Here is a 15,557-nt window from a genome sequence, read left to right as displayed (position 1 = left end):
CTAAAAATGTACCAATCACTTTCGTTTTTGTTCCTTATCAAACATTGGTCGCATTTCTGGTCTATATTTAGTAATAGATTATAAAAATAGAATCTATACTTGTACTGATTATAGAAATGTTTATTAATGTGAGGAATGCGACATGAATGGCTCATCTGTGACTGAAACGGATGTCATCATAATTGGTGGTGGCGCAACAGGTGCAGGAGTCGCTCGTGACTGCGCTCGCCGAGGTCTAAGAACGGTTTTACTTGAGCGGCATGATATTGCAACGGGGGCGACAGGACGTAACCACGGTTTACTACATAGCGGTGCACGTTATGCAGTAACGGACAGTGAATCAGCTAAAGAATGTATTGAAGAAAACAAAATATTGAAACGCATTGCGCATCATTGTATTGAGCGCACAGATGGTTTGTTCATTACGTTACCTGAGGATAGTTTAGACTATCAGCAAAAGTTTATTACAGCCTGCCAAGCAGCCGGAATCGATGCAACAGCAATTGACCCTGCTCAAGCCATCCGTCTTGAACCTTCAGTTAACCCTCAGCTTATTGGGGCAGTTCGTGTACCAGATGGAACTGTTGACCCATTTCGTTTAACCGCAGCGAATATGCTTGATGCTAGAGAGCATGGCGCTAAGGTATTAACTTATCATGAGGTTATTGGCCTCATTCGTAACGGGGATACTGTGCGCGGTGTTACCGTTTATGACCATCAAGCAAAAAAACAATACGATATTTATGCGGAAATTGTTGTTAATGCGGGGGGAATTTGGGGGCAAAAAATTGCAGAATATGGCGATCTAAAAATTAAAATGTTCCCCGCAAAAGGGGCTTTATTGATTTTAGGTCATCGATTAAACAATATGGTAATAAACCGTTGCCGCAAGCCTGCGGACGCCGATATTCTTGTGCCTGGTGATACTATTTCCTTGATCGGCACCACCTCAACTCATATTGAATATGACCAAATTGATAACATGTATGTCACGCCTGAAGAAGTGGATATTTTGATCCGCGAAGGCTCTATGTTATCCCCCGCACTGGCGAAAACGCGCATTTTGCGTGCTTATGCAGGCGTTCGCCCATTAGTTGCTAGTGATGATGACCCTTCAGGGCGTAATGTAAGCCGAGGGATCGTATTGTTAGACCATGCAAAACGTGATGGCTTGGAAGGGTTTATCACTATTACTGGCGGTAAATTAATGACTTATCGGTTGATGGCTGAATGGGCTACCGATAAGGTTTGTGAAAAGTTAGGTCATAATGAGAAGTGTACGACTGCTGAAGCGGCGCTTCCAGGCTCACAACATAGCGCGGAAGAAGCATTACGCAATGTTGTTTCAATTCCAGCTCCTATTCGCGGCTCTGCAGTTTATCGTCATGGAGATCGTGCTTCTGCGATTTTAAGCACTGATAGGTTAGATAAAAGTTTAGTTTGTGAATGTGAGGCGGTGACTGCTGGCGAAGTTCGTTATGCTGTTAATTCACTAACAGTAAATAATCTACTTGATTTACGACGCCGTACTCGTGTGGGAATGGGAACTTGCCAAGGAGAATTATGCGCCTGTCGTGCCGCAGGGCTGTTAAATCGCTTTAATGTCACAACGCCCCATGAAACTGAGCAACAGTTAGGTCATTTCTTAAATGAACGTTGGAAAGGCATTCGTCCAATTGCGTGGGGTGATGCATTACGTGAAAGCGAGTTTACCAGTTGGGTTTATCACGGTTTGTGCGGTATGAATGAGGCAACGCTGGCTAAAGCACCTCAGAAGGAGGAGGCGGATAATGAAATATGATGCTGTTGTTATGGGGGGAGGCCTTGCTGGGTTACTTTGTGGTATTCGCCTCACTCAATCAGGTTTGTCATGCGCCATTGTGAGCGCAGGGCAAAATGCCTTACATTTTTCCTCCGGTTCACTCGATTTATTAACCCATTTACCTGATGGACAAGTCGCTGAAAAACCCTTATCGATGTTAAGCGCACTGAAAGCACAAGCGCCAACACACCCTTATAGTCTGATAGGGGAGGCGCAAGTTGCTGTATTAGCGCAAATGGCAGAGTCTATCCTGCAACAAACTGGTATTCGTTTAAAAGGCTCTTGTGAAGAAAATCATTATCGCATCACACCATTGGGTCATAAGCGTATGACGTGGTTAAGCCCTGAGGTTGTTCCTACAGCTTCTTTACATCAAAAAATGGATATAGGCAAAATTGCGGTTGTGGGGATTGAAGGTTTTTTGGATTTTCAACCACAGATGGTGGCTGATGAATTGCAGCGTGAAGGGCTATCAGCAAACGCTCATTATGTGCACTTGCCACTATTGGATCGTTTAAGAGAAAACCCAAGCGAATTTCGAGCTGTCAATGTTGCTCGTTGGTTAGATAGAACCGAAAATATGACGCAAATTATTGAGGAGATTTCGCCTTTAGTTGTTGATGCGGAAGCCGTATTTTTGCCCGCTTGCATAGGTCTTGATAGTGAGGAACCAGTATTAGAGCTACAAAGAAGGTTAGGTAAGCCCCTGTATTTATTGCCAACATTGCCACCATCCTTGTTGGGGATTCGCTTGCATGAATGCTTATTACGTCAATTTCGTCGTCAAGGCGGTATCGTTATGCCTGGGGACAAGGTAACGTCAGTGAATTGTATTAATGGAAGAGTTGAATCTATTCAAACACGCAATCACGGCGATATATCTTTAAAGGCAAAACACTTTGTTTTAGCCACCGGCAGCTTTTTTAATAATGGCTTGGTAGCTGAGTTTGACCGCGTTTATGAGCCACTTATGGAATTAGATTTGTGTGATATTTCTGAACGTGCCAAATGGACAAATAAACAGTTTTTTGCCTCTCAGCCATATATGGCCTTTGGTGTAAAAACAGATGGTAAATTGCGCGCTCAAAAAGGGGGCATAACCATTAACAACCTTTATGTTGCTGGTGCTGTATTAGGTGGTTTTGATCCACTAACCCAAGGATGTGGCGCTGGGGTTTCAATGATTAGCGCATTATTTGCTGCAAATGAAATTATTGGAGAAATAAGTAAAAATGAAGCCATGCAGGCGGAGGTGGCACAATGAGTATTCTCGATACGAGCTTTGAAAGCTGTATTAAATGCACGGTGTGTACTACTTATTGCCCTGTTGCAAAAGTTAATCCATTGTACCCAGGGCCAAAACAAGCAGGTCCAGATGGCGAGCGTTTACGCTTAAAAGACCCAATGCTTTATGATGAAGCGCTGAAATATTGTACTAACTGTAAGCGTTGTGAGGTTGCTTGCCCTTCAGATGTTAAAATTGGTGACATTATTGCACGTGCGCGCAACACTTATAGCCAGCAAAAACCGAAAATCCGGGATGCTATCCTCAGCCATACTGATTTAATGGGGTCGTTATCAACGCCATTTGCACCTGTTGTGAATACGATCACTGGCCTGAAACCTGTACGCCAAATATTAGATAAGGCATTGAAAATCGACCATCGTCGCGAGTTACCAAAATACTCTTTTGGGACTTTCCGTCGTTGGTATTCCAAACAGGCTGCGGAGCAAGCAAAATTTGAAGAACAGGTGGCATTTTTTCATGGTTGCTATGTAAATTACAACCATCCTCAATTAGGTAAAGACCTGATTAAAGTGTTTAATGGTATGAACATAGGGGTACAGCTTCTTAAACGTGAAAAATGCTGCGGTGTCGCATTGATTGCTAATGGCTTTATGAAACAAGCGAAACGCCAAGCTAATGTGAATTTGGAATCATTGCAAGAAACTATCCTTGAAAAGCATATTCCAGTCGTTGCAACATCCTCCACCTGTACGTTTACTATTCGCGATGAATATACCCATGTTCTTGATGTTGATACTTCTAAGATGCGTGACAATATTGAGCTGGCAACACGCTATATTTATCGCCTACTGGAAGAGGGGCGTGAACTTAAGTTGAAACATACCCCATTAAAAGTAGCCTATCATACACCTTGTCATATGGAAAAAATGGGCTGGACTTCCTACACATTAGAGCTGATTAAACGAGTACCCGGTGTTGAGTTGATTGTACTGGATTCACAGTGTTGCGGTATTGCTGGGACTTATGGTTTTAAAAAAGAAAACTATGAAGTTTCTCAAGGTATTGGGGCAGGCCTGTTCCGCCAAATTGAAGACAGTGGTGTCGATATGGTGATCACTGACTGTGAAACATGTAAATGGCAGATTGAAATGTCGACAAGCAAAAAGTGTGAGCATCCTATTTCGCTCTTAGCACGCGCATTATAAAATTCTCGTCATACTTCGCGCTGTGGCGTTGTTAGCTTCATTCGCGACCCCTAGTCATATACTTGTGTATGCCCCTAGGGTTTCGCTCATTTGCCGCCTAGCCACAACACGAATTATTTAGAGAATTAAGAGGAATGAGGCTTGTGTGGTGTTGGCTTCGTTGGTGATTTAACTGTGAATTGAAATATTGAGAATATTCAATAATTAAAAATTATACGGAATATTCACGGAATTTATTGAATTGTAGGGGTGTTATTCTTTGTTTTAGCTCAGTTTAACCCTTTTGGAGATAGCATTTAGCTATCTCCTTTTTTATTTTCAATGTTGACGAATTAATTGCTTTTTATCTGCATTATTAAAGAAGTACTTTAAGATTAGGTTTAACAGAACCCCATAAGCAGGTAAGAAAAACAGCATACAAATAAGTAGTTTAAAGACATAATCAACCAAAGCAATTTCAACCCAATTTGCGGCCATAAATGGGTCGCTACTGCGGAAAAATGCAATAAAGAAGAATGCAATAGTATCAATCAGGTTACCAAAAAACATGGCACAAGCAGGCGCTACATACCAGCGTGCATTTTGCCGTAACCGGTTGAATACACCAACATCTAATATTTGCCCAAGGACATAAGCCATAAAGCTTGCTGCAGCAATACGCGCAACGAATAAGTTAAATTCAAATAAAGATGCAAAACCTTGCCATTCACCTTGGAAAAATAACGCTGAAATAACGTATGAAATCAGTAATGCAGGTAACATTACAGCAGTAATAATTCTACGGGCAAGTGGTGCGCCATAAATACGAACGGTTAGGTCTGTAGCAAGAAAAATAAATGGAAAAGTAAATGCACCCCAAGTGGTATGGAAGCCCAAAATATTAATTGGCAACTGCACTAGGTAATTACTTGAAGTGATAATTAGTACATGAAATAAAGATAGCCAGATTAAGGCGGTGGCTTTTTGCCGCACAGTAAAATCAAACATATTGTACCTTTTTAGTCGCAATGGGGTGAGGGAACCCATGAAATACATCCCTAAATCGGGAATTGCGCATCATACGCTTGTTGCGCAACAAAAGCAAAACTGTTCACTCATCGCGAGCAATTTTATTATATAATTGGCTCATTGATTACTTTGAGTAGAAGCGTTTTTATGTCTGACTTATTTGCAAATGCGAGCAAAACCCTTGACACACTTGGCTTACGTTGCCCTGAGCCTGTTATGTTAGTGCGTAAAACAGTCCGTAATATGGCTGAGGGTGAAACATTGTTAATTATTGCTGACGACCCTGCAACAACCCGCGATATCCCAGGTTTTTGCCGCTTTATGGAACATGAATTATTGGCTGTTGAAGCTGAAACGACACCTTACCGTTATTTATTGCGTAAAAAGGCGGGCGGGTTGTAATATTAAGTATGCCAATTCCTGCCATAAGGCAGGGATTGAGAATATCACTGAAATTTAACTTATGAAGTATGCTGTAAGTCCAATATTTCTTGGTAGCTTAACCCAGTAAGTTGGCTAATTAGTTCAATACTGGCCCCGAGTTCTAAGCCTTTAAGGGCAACTTCATGTTGTTTTCTATTTGTACCGATGTCAATTCCTCGGTTTACACCAATATCAATTCCTCGGTTTACACCAATATCAATTCCTTCTTGCATTCCTTGATTTTTTAAGCGTTGTGCAATGTTCATAATTGCCTCTTGGTTATTTTCAATTTGATTGATAAGTTGACTGACAACAATTTTAAAATGAGGTGAATCCATTGTAAGAAATAAGTAATTGAAAATTGTGATAATGTCATCATTGTTATGATAATTATTGTTCATCGCTTGAGCTAATAGTGTAGTCACTTTCTCAACATTTTCTCGTAAATCTTTATGCTTCATTGCTAATTCCATCACGGCAACCTTGCGGTGATTCACTAGTTCATTGTCATCAATAACGGTAATATCAACGACAGGAAATGGTTGGCTATATAAATCATTGGCTATGTCAGGCCAAGGAAAGCAATGGGTCCATGGCTGTGAATACGGGTAGGGAGTGACTTTCCCATGGTAGAACAAGATAGGGACGACTAAGGGTAAATGACGATGCCCTTGTTGTAAGTGCTGATTCATTGCTGAAAATGCATAATACATCATCCTCCATCCCATAAATTTATCAGGTGTTGATTGATGCTCAACTAGCATATAAAGATAGCCTTCGCCCTGTAGTGTTTCCACAGTGTATAAAACATCTGATAACCGAGAGCGAAGTTGCTTATCAATAAATGAAGAATTGGTGATGGCCAAGGTATCAAAATTACATAACTGTTTAATATGCATTGGTAGGTGAATATCAAAAAAATCACGAGCGTTCTCAATTTTAGACATAAAGCCTTTAAATGCAGAGTCATGAGGTGTTGAGCTGTGACTTTTTACCATATTAACCTTCCCATAATTAGCCTTCCCAAAATGTGATGACCATGACTTATTTTCAGGGGATATTCTAGCGGGGTTTGGGATGGAATGGGGGTGAAGTTAGTCCTAAATATTTAGTCAAGATGGCAATTAACATATTGTAATGGTTAGAGTTATTTTTTCTTCTACAAAAGAAAAACGCCCCTAAGGGCGCTTTGATTAGTTGATGAAACACTATTTTTTCACTTGAGGTAATTTTACTCGAAGTAACCGTACAGCATTTGCAGTGACCAGTGCAGTTGCACCTGAGTCGGCCAGTACTGCAACCCAAAGCCCAGTGATCCCTAATAAACTGGTTACTAAGAAAACACCTTTTAACCCAAGTGCGATAGCGATGTTTTCACGAATGATTTTTCGTGTCGCACGGGATAACGCAATGATTTCAGCTAATCCGGTTAAGCGGTTGTGGGTTAACGCCGCATCCGCGGTTTCAAGAGCCACATCAGTTCCGCTTCCCATAGCCACCCCAATGCTTGACGCTTTCATTGCTGGCGCATCATTGATGCCATCGCCGACCATCATGGTACTATGGTTACGGTTAAGCTCCATGACTGCAGTGACTTTATCTTCTGGCAATAGCCCTGCTCGGTATTCCATACCTAACTGATTTGCAATTGCACTAGCAGCGCGTGGGTTATCACCGGTTAGCATCACGGCGTTCACATTAAGCGCTTTAAGCATATGCATTGCATCAGTTGCATCATTACGCAGCGTATCTTGCAAAGCGGTTAAACCGATGACACGGCTATCTTCAAGCGTGACAACGACAGTTTTCCCTTCGGCCTCTAGGGCTTCAACTTTACCTTGCCACTCACTATTTAACGGGATATCAAGGCGATTCGGTGCGCTAACAAGAATATGCTTGTTGTTAAGGAAACCTTCAACCCCTTTCCCTGCTAATGCTTTGCGCTCTTGAGCTTCTAGAACTGTTAAAGATAATTCTTCTGCTTTATTAACTACAGCTTTGGCAAGAGGATGGTGAGAGCCAACTTCTACAGAAGCGGTAATTTGCACTAATTCACCTTCAGTCATGCCTTCTGCTGGCACTAAGTTAGTGACATGAGGCTTACCTTCTGTCAGTGTACCTGTTTTGTCCAAAGCAATTGTTGTTATAGTACCTAGTTGCTCAAGTGCTGCACCACCTTTAATTAATGCTCCACGACGAGTTGCAGTGGCGAGTGCCGAGGTTATAGCTGCTGGGGTTGAGATGACTAAAGCACATGGACAACCGATCAACAGCAATGTTAAGCCTCGATATATCCACGTTTCCCACAATGCACCAAAGAAAATAGGTGGAATGACAATCACTAACGCTGAAATCAACATAATGATTGGCGTGTATATACGACTAAAGCGGTCAATAAAACGTTCTATAGGTGCTCGGCGTTCTTCTGCTTCCTCGATCAGTTGTAAAATGCGGTCGATAGCATTTTGCCCCTGTTCTGACACCACTTCCATTTGAACAGCTCTATCAACAGACAAACAACCCGCCGCAACTTTCTCACCAACATTGCGTTCAACCGGAACGGACTCCCCTGTTAGTGCACTTTCATCGAAGCTAGCAAAACCCGAAACCAAAACAGCATCTGTTGGTAGACGACCACCTGGGGCTATTTCAATAATGTCGCCTGGTCGTAATTGCGCAACAGGGATAGTGGATTTTTCCCCATCTTTGATTAAGACCGCATCTTCTGGCACTAAAGCCATTAATGCGCTAACACCGCGTCGTGCTCTACCTGCAGAATATGATTCCAGCATTTCACCTAACATGAAGAGCAAGATAACCATCGCGGCTTCTTCAGTTGCTTGAATGAATATTGCACCGACAGCCGCAACGGTCATTAATGTTTCAATAGCAAAGGGGGAGCCTGTACGAATTAAACGTAACGATTTACGGGCAATAGGGTATAGCCCAAAAAGGGTAGTTAAAATAAAAGCAATGTTACCAATTTGCGGATTGAAAGACTCAATCCCCCAACTAATGGCCATTAAAATGGCTAAGATAATGACGGGTTTAGCTTCACTCAATAAACTCTGTTGAGGAGCAAGGGACGCAGCACTGTTATTACCAACTTCAAGTAATTCATAACCCGCAGCTTCAACAGTAGAACGTACTGCCGTGCTGATGTCAGTATTTGCATCAACAACTAATTTTTCTGTGGCAAACAACACCTTAGCTTGTTTAACTTCACTAATTTGTCTTACTGCGGTTTCAATTTTATTTGCACAACTTGGGCAATCCATACCACGGATGATCCAACTAAAGCGTTGTTTCGCTTCTAGAGTTGGTTCAACGTCGTTAATTGTTTGTGTGTTAAGCCCACAGCTGGTGCCGTGTTGGTGGTCATGACTTGTGTGTTGATGTGAAGAATGCTGATGAGATTCTTCGTCATCGTCAGGATATTCCTTCACATTATTATGTTCATGAGTATGTGAGTCATTACTAACTTTTTTGCTGTTATTCGCAATAGAGGATGAACAGCTGCTATTGCTTGAGCAGCAACTGCTCGTATGCGCATGGGTATCTTTATGTGTATGTGTGTGCATAAGTGCCCCTTATCAAACAAGATATTCTATCATTGCAGATAAGCTTACACTTTGGAGTCTACTCCAGAGTCAAACTAAAAGAGAGGTGCCAATTGATAAAATTCTCAAATAGCATTTTTTATCAATTGGCGTGAGACTTGAATGAGTTGTTGTTACAGATAAATGGCACGAACAATGAAGAATTGTCCAATAAAATAGAGCGCGGCAACAACGGCTTTTGAGGCTTTAAATGGAATACGGAAATGTGCTATTAGCCAAACACAGTTAGATAAGAACAGTAGTGATGCCCCTATCATAATGGAAAAATTATATTCACGAGCTAGCCCAAAGTACTGGTCACCTGCGACCCATGCCATAATCATACACATGATTAACGACGCAAAAACAATAGCCTGTAGATTTTCGAGCTTTCCCCAAATGAAAACAAGAGTAACGGCTGCAATAATCAGAGGGACAGCTAGCCAAGGTAAGAATAGGCCAAAATTTAATTGCATCCCAAAGCTAATGGTATAAATCAGGTAACTCAAGAACATCAATGCGACTGAAGTTAGTAAGCGTTCACTAGATAACATGCGAGAAAGATCCGCTACTAGAGAAACTAATAGGCCTGCTAAAATCAGGTAGTTTTGAATATTTAAATCCTCAGAACTCCACCCCCAGAGTAGTAAGAGTAGCAGTGTAATAGGGCGAAATAACCAACGTTGCCACCCTGGTCCTCGATAGGCTGCATCGACATACAACCAACCGGAAAAGAGTACAGCGAGGAATGGCCAACTAATCATACACATATCCTTATAAGTTCAATGAGTGAAACTACAGTGATTAGGTTACTTAGATAACGTGTCCTATTTATATAAATAAGATAAACTACAGTTACTGACTTTTTAAACAAAATTCACATTATGAATAAGCCAATATTACTGATTATCGTTCTTGCGATCATTGCTGTTTTAGCAACAAAGCGCTTTTTTGACCAACGCAAGCAAAATGAAATTAATGATAACTCTTTGCCTGTGACTTATTTAGTTAAAGTCGATAATAAAAAAGATTACCCTTACCCTAACATGCGTTCTAGAGAGCGAGATGTTGTCTCTCCAGAAACTTTTCGTTATGAAATTTATTTCAAAACGCTATCAAGTGGTGAAATAATCAAAACTATTGTAACGGAAGAACAATACCAAGACGTTGAGTTAGGCCGCGAAGGTAAACTTATTATGCAAGGTACGCGGTTTGTTCGTTTTGAGCCAGCCTAGGGCCTTATTGGCCGGACTGTTTTTTCTTTGCTTCTTCCAACGCGGCTTTGGTTTTTTTCTGCATAGCTAGCATTTCAAAAACCCCAAAAAAGAAAATTCGTAGTTGAACTAAACCTGAGATTTTCTCCCCTTTAGGGAGGGTCGCTTTAAGAAAGATAGTTTGCAGTGCATGCATGAAAACCATAAACACCATTGCAATATCCATAAAGTATTTCAGTGGCTTAGGAAACGGGTGAATAAGGTTAAATACCATAAAGCCCCAAACACAAATCATCAGCAGGCGTCCAATGTTAATAAACATGTTTTTTTCCCTAAAGTAAAGTTCGGATGAAAAGACGATAAGCAACTTGCCCAGCTATTTTTTCGCGGTGAAGTTGCCAATTCGCTGGAATGTCAGTAAGTGGTGACTCCGCTTCTGACTCAATGTATACCCAGCTTTCCTCTGCTAACCATTGGTTTTTTTCTAATAATTGAATGGTTTCATTAAGTAACCCTTTTCGAAATGGTGGGTCAATAAAAACCACATCAAAAGGGGCCCCTGATTGGTTTAGTATATTAAGGGTATTATTATTGACAACAGAGGCATTATCGGCTTGCAAGCGGGTTTTATTTTCGGCTAATAGCTGTGCGTTTTGTTTATCAAGCTCAATAAAGGTTACAGTCTGGGCAAAGCGAGAAAGAGCCTCAAAGCCTAAAGCCCCGCTTCCTGCAAAGCAATCTAAGCAGCGAGCATCACGAATAACAGGCATTAACCAGTTAAATAAGGTTTCTTTTATTCTATCTGTTGTTGGGCGTAAGCCTTCACTATCGCGAACAGGTAGTTTTCTGCCTCGCCATTTTCCACCAATAATTCGAATTTGCCCTAAAGGGGCTGATTGTGGTTTTTTTGCCATAATATTTATTGCTACTTAGCTGGTTTATGTACTTAAAATTGATTGTTACTATTGTATACCTGTCAGACGATAAGTTGCAGTGTTGTTATTCCTTATTGGTTGGATTTCAATTATAGCGTTTTATTCTCACAGTTTTAACACCCAAATTTAGATTAAATTTTCAGGATTTTTCTTTCAGATATGTGTTGCTGAGCGATGAAATGGTAGACTGGATGTAATTTTATCGCGATTTAATTATCGAGTGCCATATTTTTACCGCGAGGAGTGTAGTGGCAAATGGCTAAAGACAAGAAAAAAGGGTTCTTTTCATGGTTGGGGTTTGGTCGTAAAAATGAAGAAGATACTCAGAAAACAGACCATCAACAAACAAATACGGCTGACGAAGCTGAAAAACAGCCGCAAGAGCAAGAAGTTGCAATAGATATCGCAACCGCAGAAGCAGAACGACAACATCAAGCCGAGCAGGCTGCCATTAAAGCGGCTGAAGATGAAGCTCAGCGTCAGTATGAGGAACAGCAAGCTGCAATTGAAACAGCAACTGAGCAAGCAGAAAAAGAGCGTGAAGCACAAATAGCGGCGATTCAGGCAGCCCAAGAACAAGCAGAACTTGAACGCCAAGAGGCAGAAGAAGCACGGCTCATAGCAGAGCAGGCGGAGCGTGAGCGTTTGGAAGCTGAGGCAATGCGTGTGGCTGAAGTCGAAATGGAGCGCCAGCGCCAAGCAGAATTAGCCGCTATTCAGGCTGCAGAAGAGGCTTTAGAACAACAGCGTCAAGCTGATTTAGCGACGATTAAAGCAGCGGAAGAACAAGCAGAACGTGAACGCCAAGAAGCCGAAGCGGCACGGTTAGCGGAAGAACAAGCAGAGCGTGAACGCCAAGAAGCCGAAGCAGCACGGTTAGCGGAAGAGCAAGCAGAGCGTGAACGCAAAGAAGCCGAAGCGGCACGGTTAGCGGAAGAGCAAGCAGAGCGTGAACGCCAAGAAGCCGAAGCAGCACGGTTAGCAGAAGAGCAAGCAGAGCGTGAACGCCAAGAAGCCGAAGCAGCACGGTTAGCGGAAGAGCAAGCAGAGCGTGAACGTCAAGAAGCCGAAGCAGCACGGTTAGCAGAAGAACAAGCAGAGCGTGAACGTCAAGAAGCCGAAGCGGCACGGTTAGCGGAAGAACAAGCAGAGCGTGAACGCCAAGAAGCCGAAGCGGCACGGTTAGCGGAAGAGCAAGCAGAACGTGAACGCCAAGAAGCCGAAGCCGAGCGCTTACGTTTAGAAGAAGAAAAAAATAATTCGCCAACAGAACAAGAAAAACCCAAAAAAGAGGGTTTCTTTGCTAGGCTAAAGAAAGGGTTATTGAAGACCCGTCAAAATTTAGGTTCAGGCTTTTTGGGGTTATTTTCTGGTAAGAAAATTGATGATGACCTATTTGATGAACTTGAAGAACAATTATTAATTGCAGATGTTGGTGTAGATACCACTCGTAAAATTATTAATAACCTCACCGCGCATGCTAGCCGTAAAGACCTGAAAGATGCTGAGGCTTTATATGGCAAATTGCGTGAGGAAATGTCTGATATTTTAGCGAAAGTGGATAAACCACTCGTGATCGAAGATAAAAAACCCTATGTTATTCTAATGGTTGGGGTTAATGGAGTGGGTAAAACAACCACGATTGGTAAATTAGCACGTCAATACCAGTCGGAAGGGAAAAGCGTCATGTTAGCTGCGGGGGATACTTTCCGTGCCGCAGCGGTTGAACAACTCCAAGTGTGGGGTGAACGTAATAAAATCCCTGTGGTTGCTCAACACACCGGTGCAGACCCCGCCTCAGTTATTTTTGATGCAATTCAATCAGCGCAAGCTAAAGGTGCTGATGTCTTAATTGCTGATACTGCAGGGCGTTTACAAAATAAATCACACTTAATGGAAGAACTGAAGAAAATTGTTCGCGTGATGAAAAAATTGGATGAAAACGCACCGCATGAAATTATGTTAACGCTAGATGCGAGTACTGGACAAAACGCGGTAAGTCAGGCCAAACTTTTTGATGAAGCTGTTGGTTTGACTGGTATCACATTGACTAAGCTCGATGGCACAGCAAAAGGTGGGGTAATTTTCTCTATTGCAGACCAATTTGGTATTCCAATTCGTTACATTGGTATTGGTGAAGGTATTGAAGATTTACGTCCATTTAAAGCAGATGACTTTATCGAGGCTCTATTTGCCCGAGAGGAATAATTTTCGATGATCCGCTTTGAACACGTTAGTAAAGCTTATCGCGGTGGCCGCCAAGCTCTCCAAGGGGTTGATTTTCATATTCAACCAGGGGAAATGGCATTTTTAACAGGCCACTCAGGCGCAGGTAAAAGTACGTTACTTAAACTAATATGTGGCATTGAGCGCCCAAGTGCGGGCCACATTTTGTTTAATGGTCACGATATTAGCCGCTTGAAGAATCGGGAGATCCCATTTCTGCGCAGGCAGATCGGCATGATTTTTCAGGATCACCACCTGCTATTTGATCGAACTGTTTATGATAACGTAGCGATGCCATTGATTATCTCTGGGGCGAGTACAGAAGATATTCGTAGGCGCGTTTCTGCTGCATTGGATAAAGTTGGGTTATTGGATAAAGCGAAAAATTTCCCTATCCAATTATCTGGTGGGGAACAGCAGCGAGTGGGTATTGCACGAGCCGTGGTGAATAAGCCAACGATGTTACTCGCGGATGAACCAACCGGTAACCTTGATGGCGAGCTATCGGAAGGTATTATGCGTTTATTTGAAGAGTTTAACCGCGTTGGCGTGACGGTATTAATGGCAACACACGATATTGCATTGATTGAACGTCGTAACTATCGTGTTCTTACACTTAGTGAAGGCCGCATGCTTGGAGGTCAACATGGCTAAGAATGTCCGTAAAGGCAGGCCAGAACGCACCATGCAATCGAAAAGTAAAGCACTAAAGGGCGGGTGGCGTGAGCAATGGCGTTATTCGTGGCTTAATGCACTTGCCGATATGCTTAGGCAACCTTTAGCCACCTTTTTAACGGTGATGGTGATAGCGATTTCACTCGCTTTACCAAGCCTTTGTTATATTGTGTGGAAAAACGTCTCACAAGCAGCAGCACAGTGGTATCCAACACCACAACTCACAGTTTATCTGGATAAATCTCTTGATGAACAAGGTGGTCAAAATGTGGTGACTCAATTACAGGCTCTTGAAGGTGTGGAAAACGTTAATTACCTTTCAAGGGACCAAGCAATGAGCGAATTTCGTAGCTGGTCTGGTTTTAGTACCGCACTTGATATGCTTGAAGAAAACCCATTGCCTGCGGTGGCGATCATAACGCCAAAAATTGACTTTGAAGGGTCAACGGTACTGACCACACTTCGAGACCGGGTCAGTCAAGTGAATGGTATTGAAGAAGTTCGCATGGATGATAGCTGGTTTGCGCGTTTAGCATCATTAACCAATTTGGTGGGGAGCATTGCTTCCGTGATTGGTATTTTAATGATTGTGTCATTGTTCCTTGTAATTGGTAACAGTGTGCGGCTAAATATTTTTGCTCGACGAGATACGATCAATGTGATGAAGTTGATCGGCGCAACTGATGGTTTTATCATGAGGCCATTTTTAAATGGGGGGCTTTTTTTAGGGGCTTTAGGCGCCATAATCTCCTTAATTATGACCTTCTTACTGGTTTGGCAGTTATCGGCTGGTGTTGCGCAAGTCGCAAGTGTGTTTGGGACTCAATTTAATATTGAAGGGCTATTGTGGGAAGAGTCATTATTGATCCTCTTATTATCTGCAATGGTAGGTTGGGTTGCAGCATGGTTGGCGACACTTCAACATTTACGTCATTTTACACCAGAGTAATAGATTGTTTTTAGTGGCTTTTATCGAGGGCTATGGGTAATGAATGCTTATTAGCCCTTGATTTTATTAGGTCTTTATTTTAAAAGTGAACTTAGTCTGGATTGTTTTGTCTTATATTGACCTACTGTTAACAATTCCTGTATATAATTTATTTAATGCCGTTAAACTGCTAAACTCTATGTTTACTTCATGATTAACCAATACGGTTATCGACATCAAACCAATCTGTTTTCCATTTTGTTTATAGAGGAT

General features: G+C 42.0%; 14 protein-coding genes. 8 read left to right on the top strand and 6 right to left on the bottom strand.

Translation table 11 applies throughout. The features are described from left to right. Positions 1-142: 142 nt before the first annotated feature. The 3 genes from glpA to glpC are packed head-to-tail and all read left to right on the top strand — an operon-like array spanning position 143 to position 4,276. Positions 143-1,801 carry an anaerobic glycerol-3-phosphate dehydrogenase subunit A gene (gene glpA, locus RB151_RS19085; RefSeq protein ID WP_042846352.1) on the top strand — a complete coding sequence of 553 codons (1,659 nt, stop codon included), beginning with the start codon at positions 143-145 and terminating at the stop codon, positions 1,799-1,801. Further along, positions 1,791-3,086 (top strand): glycerol-3-phosphate dehydrogenase subunit GlpB, encoded by a 1,296-nt coding sequence (glpB, locus tag RB151_RS19080; protein WP_071548627.1) that lies wholly within the window; start codon positions 1,791-1,793, stop codon positions 3,084-3,086. Before glpA ends, glpB begins: the two co-directional genes overlap by 11 nt. Next, positions 3,083-4,276 carry an anaerobic glycerol-3-phosphate dehydrogenase subunit GlpC gene (glpC, locus tag RB151_RS19075; protein WP_048606099.1) on the top strand — a complete coding sequence of 398 codons (1,194 nt, stop codon included), beginning with the start codon at positions 3,083-3,085 and terminating at the stop codon, positions 4,274-4,276. Before glpB ends, glpC begins: the two co-directional genes overlap by 4 nt. A 318-nt stretch (positions 4,277-4,594) precedes the next feature. Here glpC and RB151_RS19070 read toward each other — a convergent pair whose 3' ends face one another. After that, positions 4,595-5,263 carry a 7-cyano-7-deazaguanine/7-aminomethyl-7-deazaguanine transporter gene (locus RB151_RS19070; protein WP_048606101.1) on the bottom strand — a complete coding sequence of 223 codons (669 nt, stop codon included), beginning with the start codon at positions 5,261-5,263 and terminating at the stop codon, positions 4,595-4,597. Positions 5,264-5,431: 168 nt separating this feature from the next. On the opposite strand from RB151_RS19070, the gene tusA reads away from it, so the two are divergent. Further along, positions 5,432-5,686 carry a sulfurtransferase TusA gene (gene tusA, locus RB151_RS19065; RefSeq protein ID WP_042846344.1) on the top strand — a complete coding sequence of 85 codons (255 nt, stop codon included), beginning with the start codon at positions 5,432-5,434 and terminating at the stop codon, positions 5,684-5,686. A gap of 59 nt (positions 5,687-5,745) precedes the next feature. Here the strand turns inward: tusA and RB151_RS19060 are convergent, their stop codons facing one another. The 3 genes from RB151_RS19060 to RB151_RS19050 form a co-directional block, all read right to left on the bottom strand. Next, positions 5,746-6,705 carry an Rpn family recombination-promoting nuclease/putative transposase gene (locus RB151_RS19060; protein ID WP_048606102.1) on the bottom strand — a complete coding sequence of 320 codons (960 nt, stop codon included), beginning with the start codon at positions 6,703-6,705 and terminating at the stop codon, positions 5,746-5,748. Between the two features lie 210 nt (positions 6,706-6,915). Continuing rightward, positions 6,916-9,288: a zinc/cadmium/mercury/lead-transporting ATPase gene (locus RB151_RS19055; RefSeq protein ID WP_071548626.1), complete on the bottom strand. Its 2,373-nt coding sequence runs from the start codon at positions 9,286-9,288 to the stop codon at positions 6,916-6,918. A gap of 152 nt (positions 9,289-9,440) precedes the next feature. Then, positions 9,441-10,070 (bottom strand): lysoplasmalogenase, encoded by a 630-nt coding sequence (locus RB151_RS19050; protein ID WP_042846339.1) that lies wholly within the window; start codon positions 10,068-10,070, stop codon positions 9,441-9,443. Between the two features lie 120 nt (positions 10,071-10,190). On the opposite strand from RB151_RS19050, the gene RB151_RS19045 reads away from it, so the two are divergent. Next, a complete protein-coding gene (locus RB151_RS19045) occupies positions 10,191-10,541 on the top strand; it encodes a DUF2500 family protein (RefSeq protein WP_042846338.1) in 351 nt (116 codons plus the stop codon). 4 nt (positions 10,542-10,545) lie between these two features. Here the strand turns inward: RB151_RS19045 and RB151_RS19040 are convergent, their stop codons facing one another. Then, positions 10,546-10,842: a DUF1145 family protein gene (locus RB151_RS19040; protein WP_042846336.1), complete on the bottom strand. Its 297-nt coding sequence runs from the start codon at positions 10,840-10,842 to the stop codon at positions 10,546-10,548. 10 nt (positions 10,843-10,852) lie between these two features. Next, positions 10,853-11,434 (bottom strand): 16S rRNA (guanine(966)-N(2))-methyltransferase, encoded by a 582-nt coding sequence (rsmD, locus tag RB151_RS19035; protein WP_048606105.1) that lies wholly within the window; start codon positions 11,432-11,434, stop codon positions 10,853-10,855. 276 nt (positions 11,435-11,710) lie between these two features. Here rsmD and ftsY point away from each other — a divergent pair, with 276 nt between their 5' ends. From ftsY to ftsX, 3 genes are read left to right on the top strand one after another with little or no spacing between them, the layout of a single operon-like run. Next, positions 11,711-13,663 (top strand): signal recognition particle-docking protein FtsY, encoded by a 1,953-nt coding sequence (gene ftsY, locus RB151_RS19030; protein WP_071548625.1) that lies wholly within the window; start codon positions 11,711-11,713, stop codon positions 13,661-13,663. 6 nt (positions 13,664-13,669) lie between these two features. After that, a complete protein-coding gene (gene ftsE / locus RB151_RS19025) occupies positions 13,670-14,335 on the top strand; it encodes a cell division ATP-binding protein FtsE (RefSeq protein ID WP_042846331.1) in 666 nt (221 codons plus the stop codon). After that, positions 14,328-15,305: a permease-like cell division protein FtsX gene (gene ftsX, locus RB151_RS19020; RefSeq protein ID WP_042846328.1), complete on the top strand. Its 978-nt coding sequence runs from the start codon at positions 14,328-14,330 to the stop codon at positions 15,303-15,305. Before ftsE ends, ftsX begins: the two co-directional genes overlap by 8 nt. The last annotated feature ends 252 nt before the right edge of the window (positions 15,306-15,557 follow it).

It is taken from the genome of Providencia rettgeri, assembly GCF_001874625.1.
In the GTDB taxonomy this organism is placed as follows: Bacteria; Pseudomonadota; Gammaproteobacteria; order Enterobacterales; family Enterobacteriaceae; genus Providencia; species Providencia huashanensis.
This window is presented reverse-complemented; position numbering and strand designations above follow the sequence as displayed.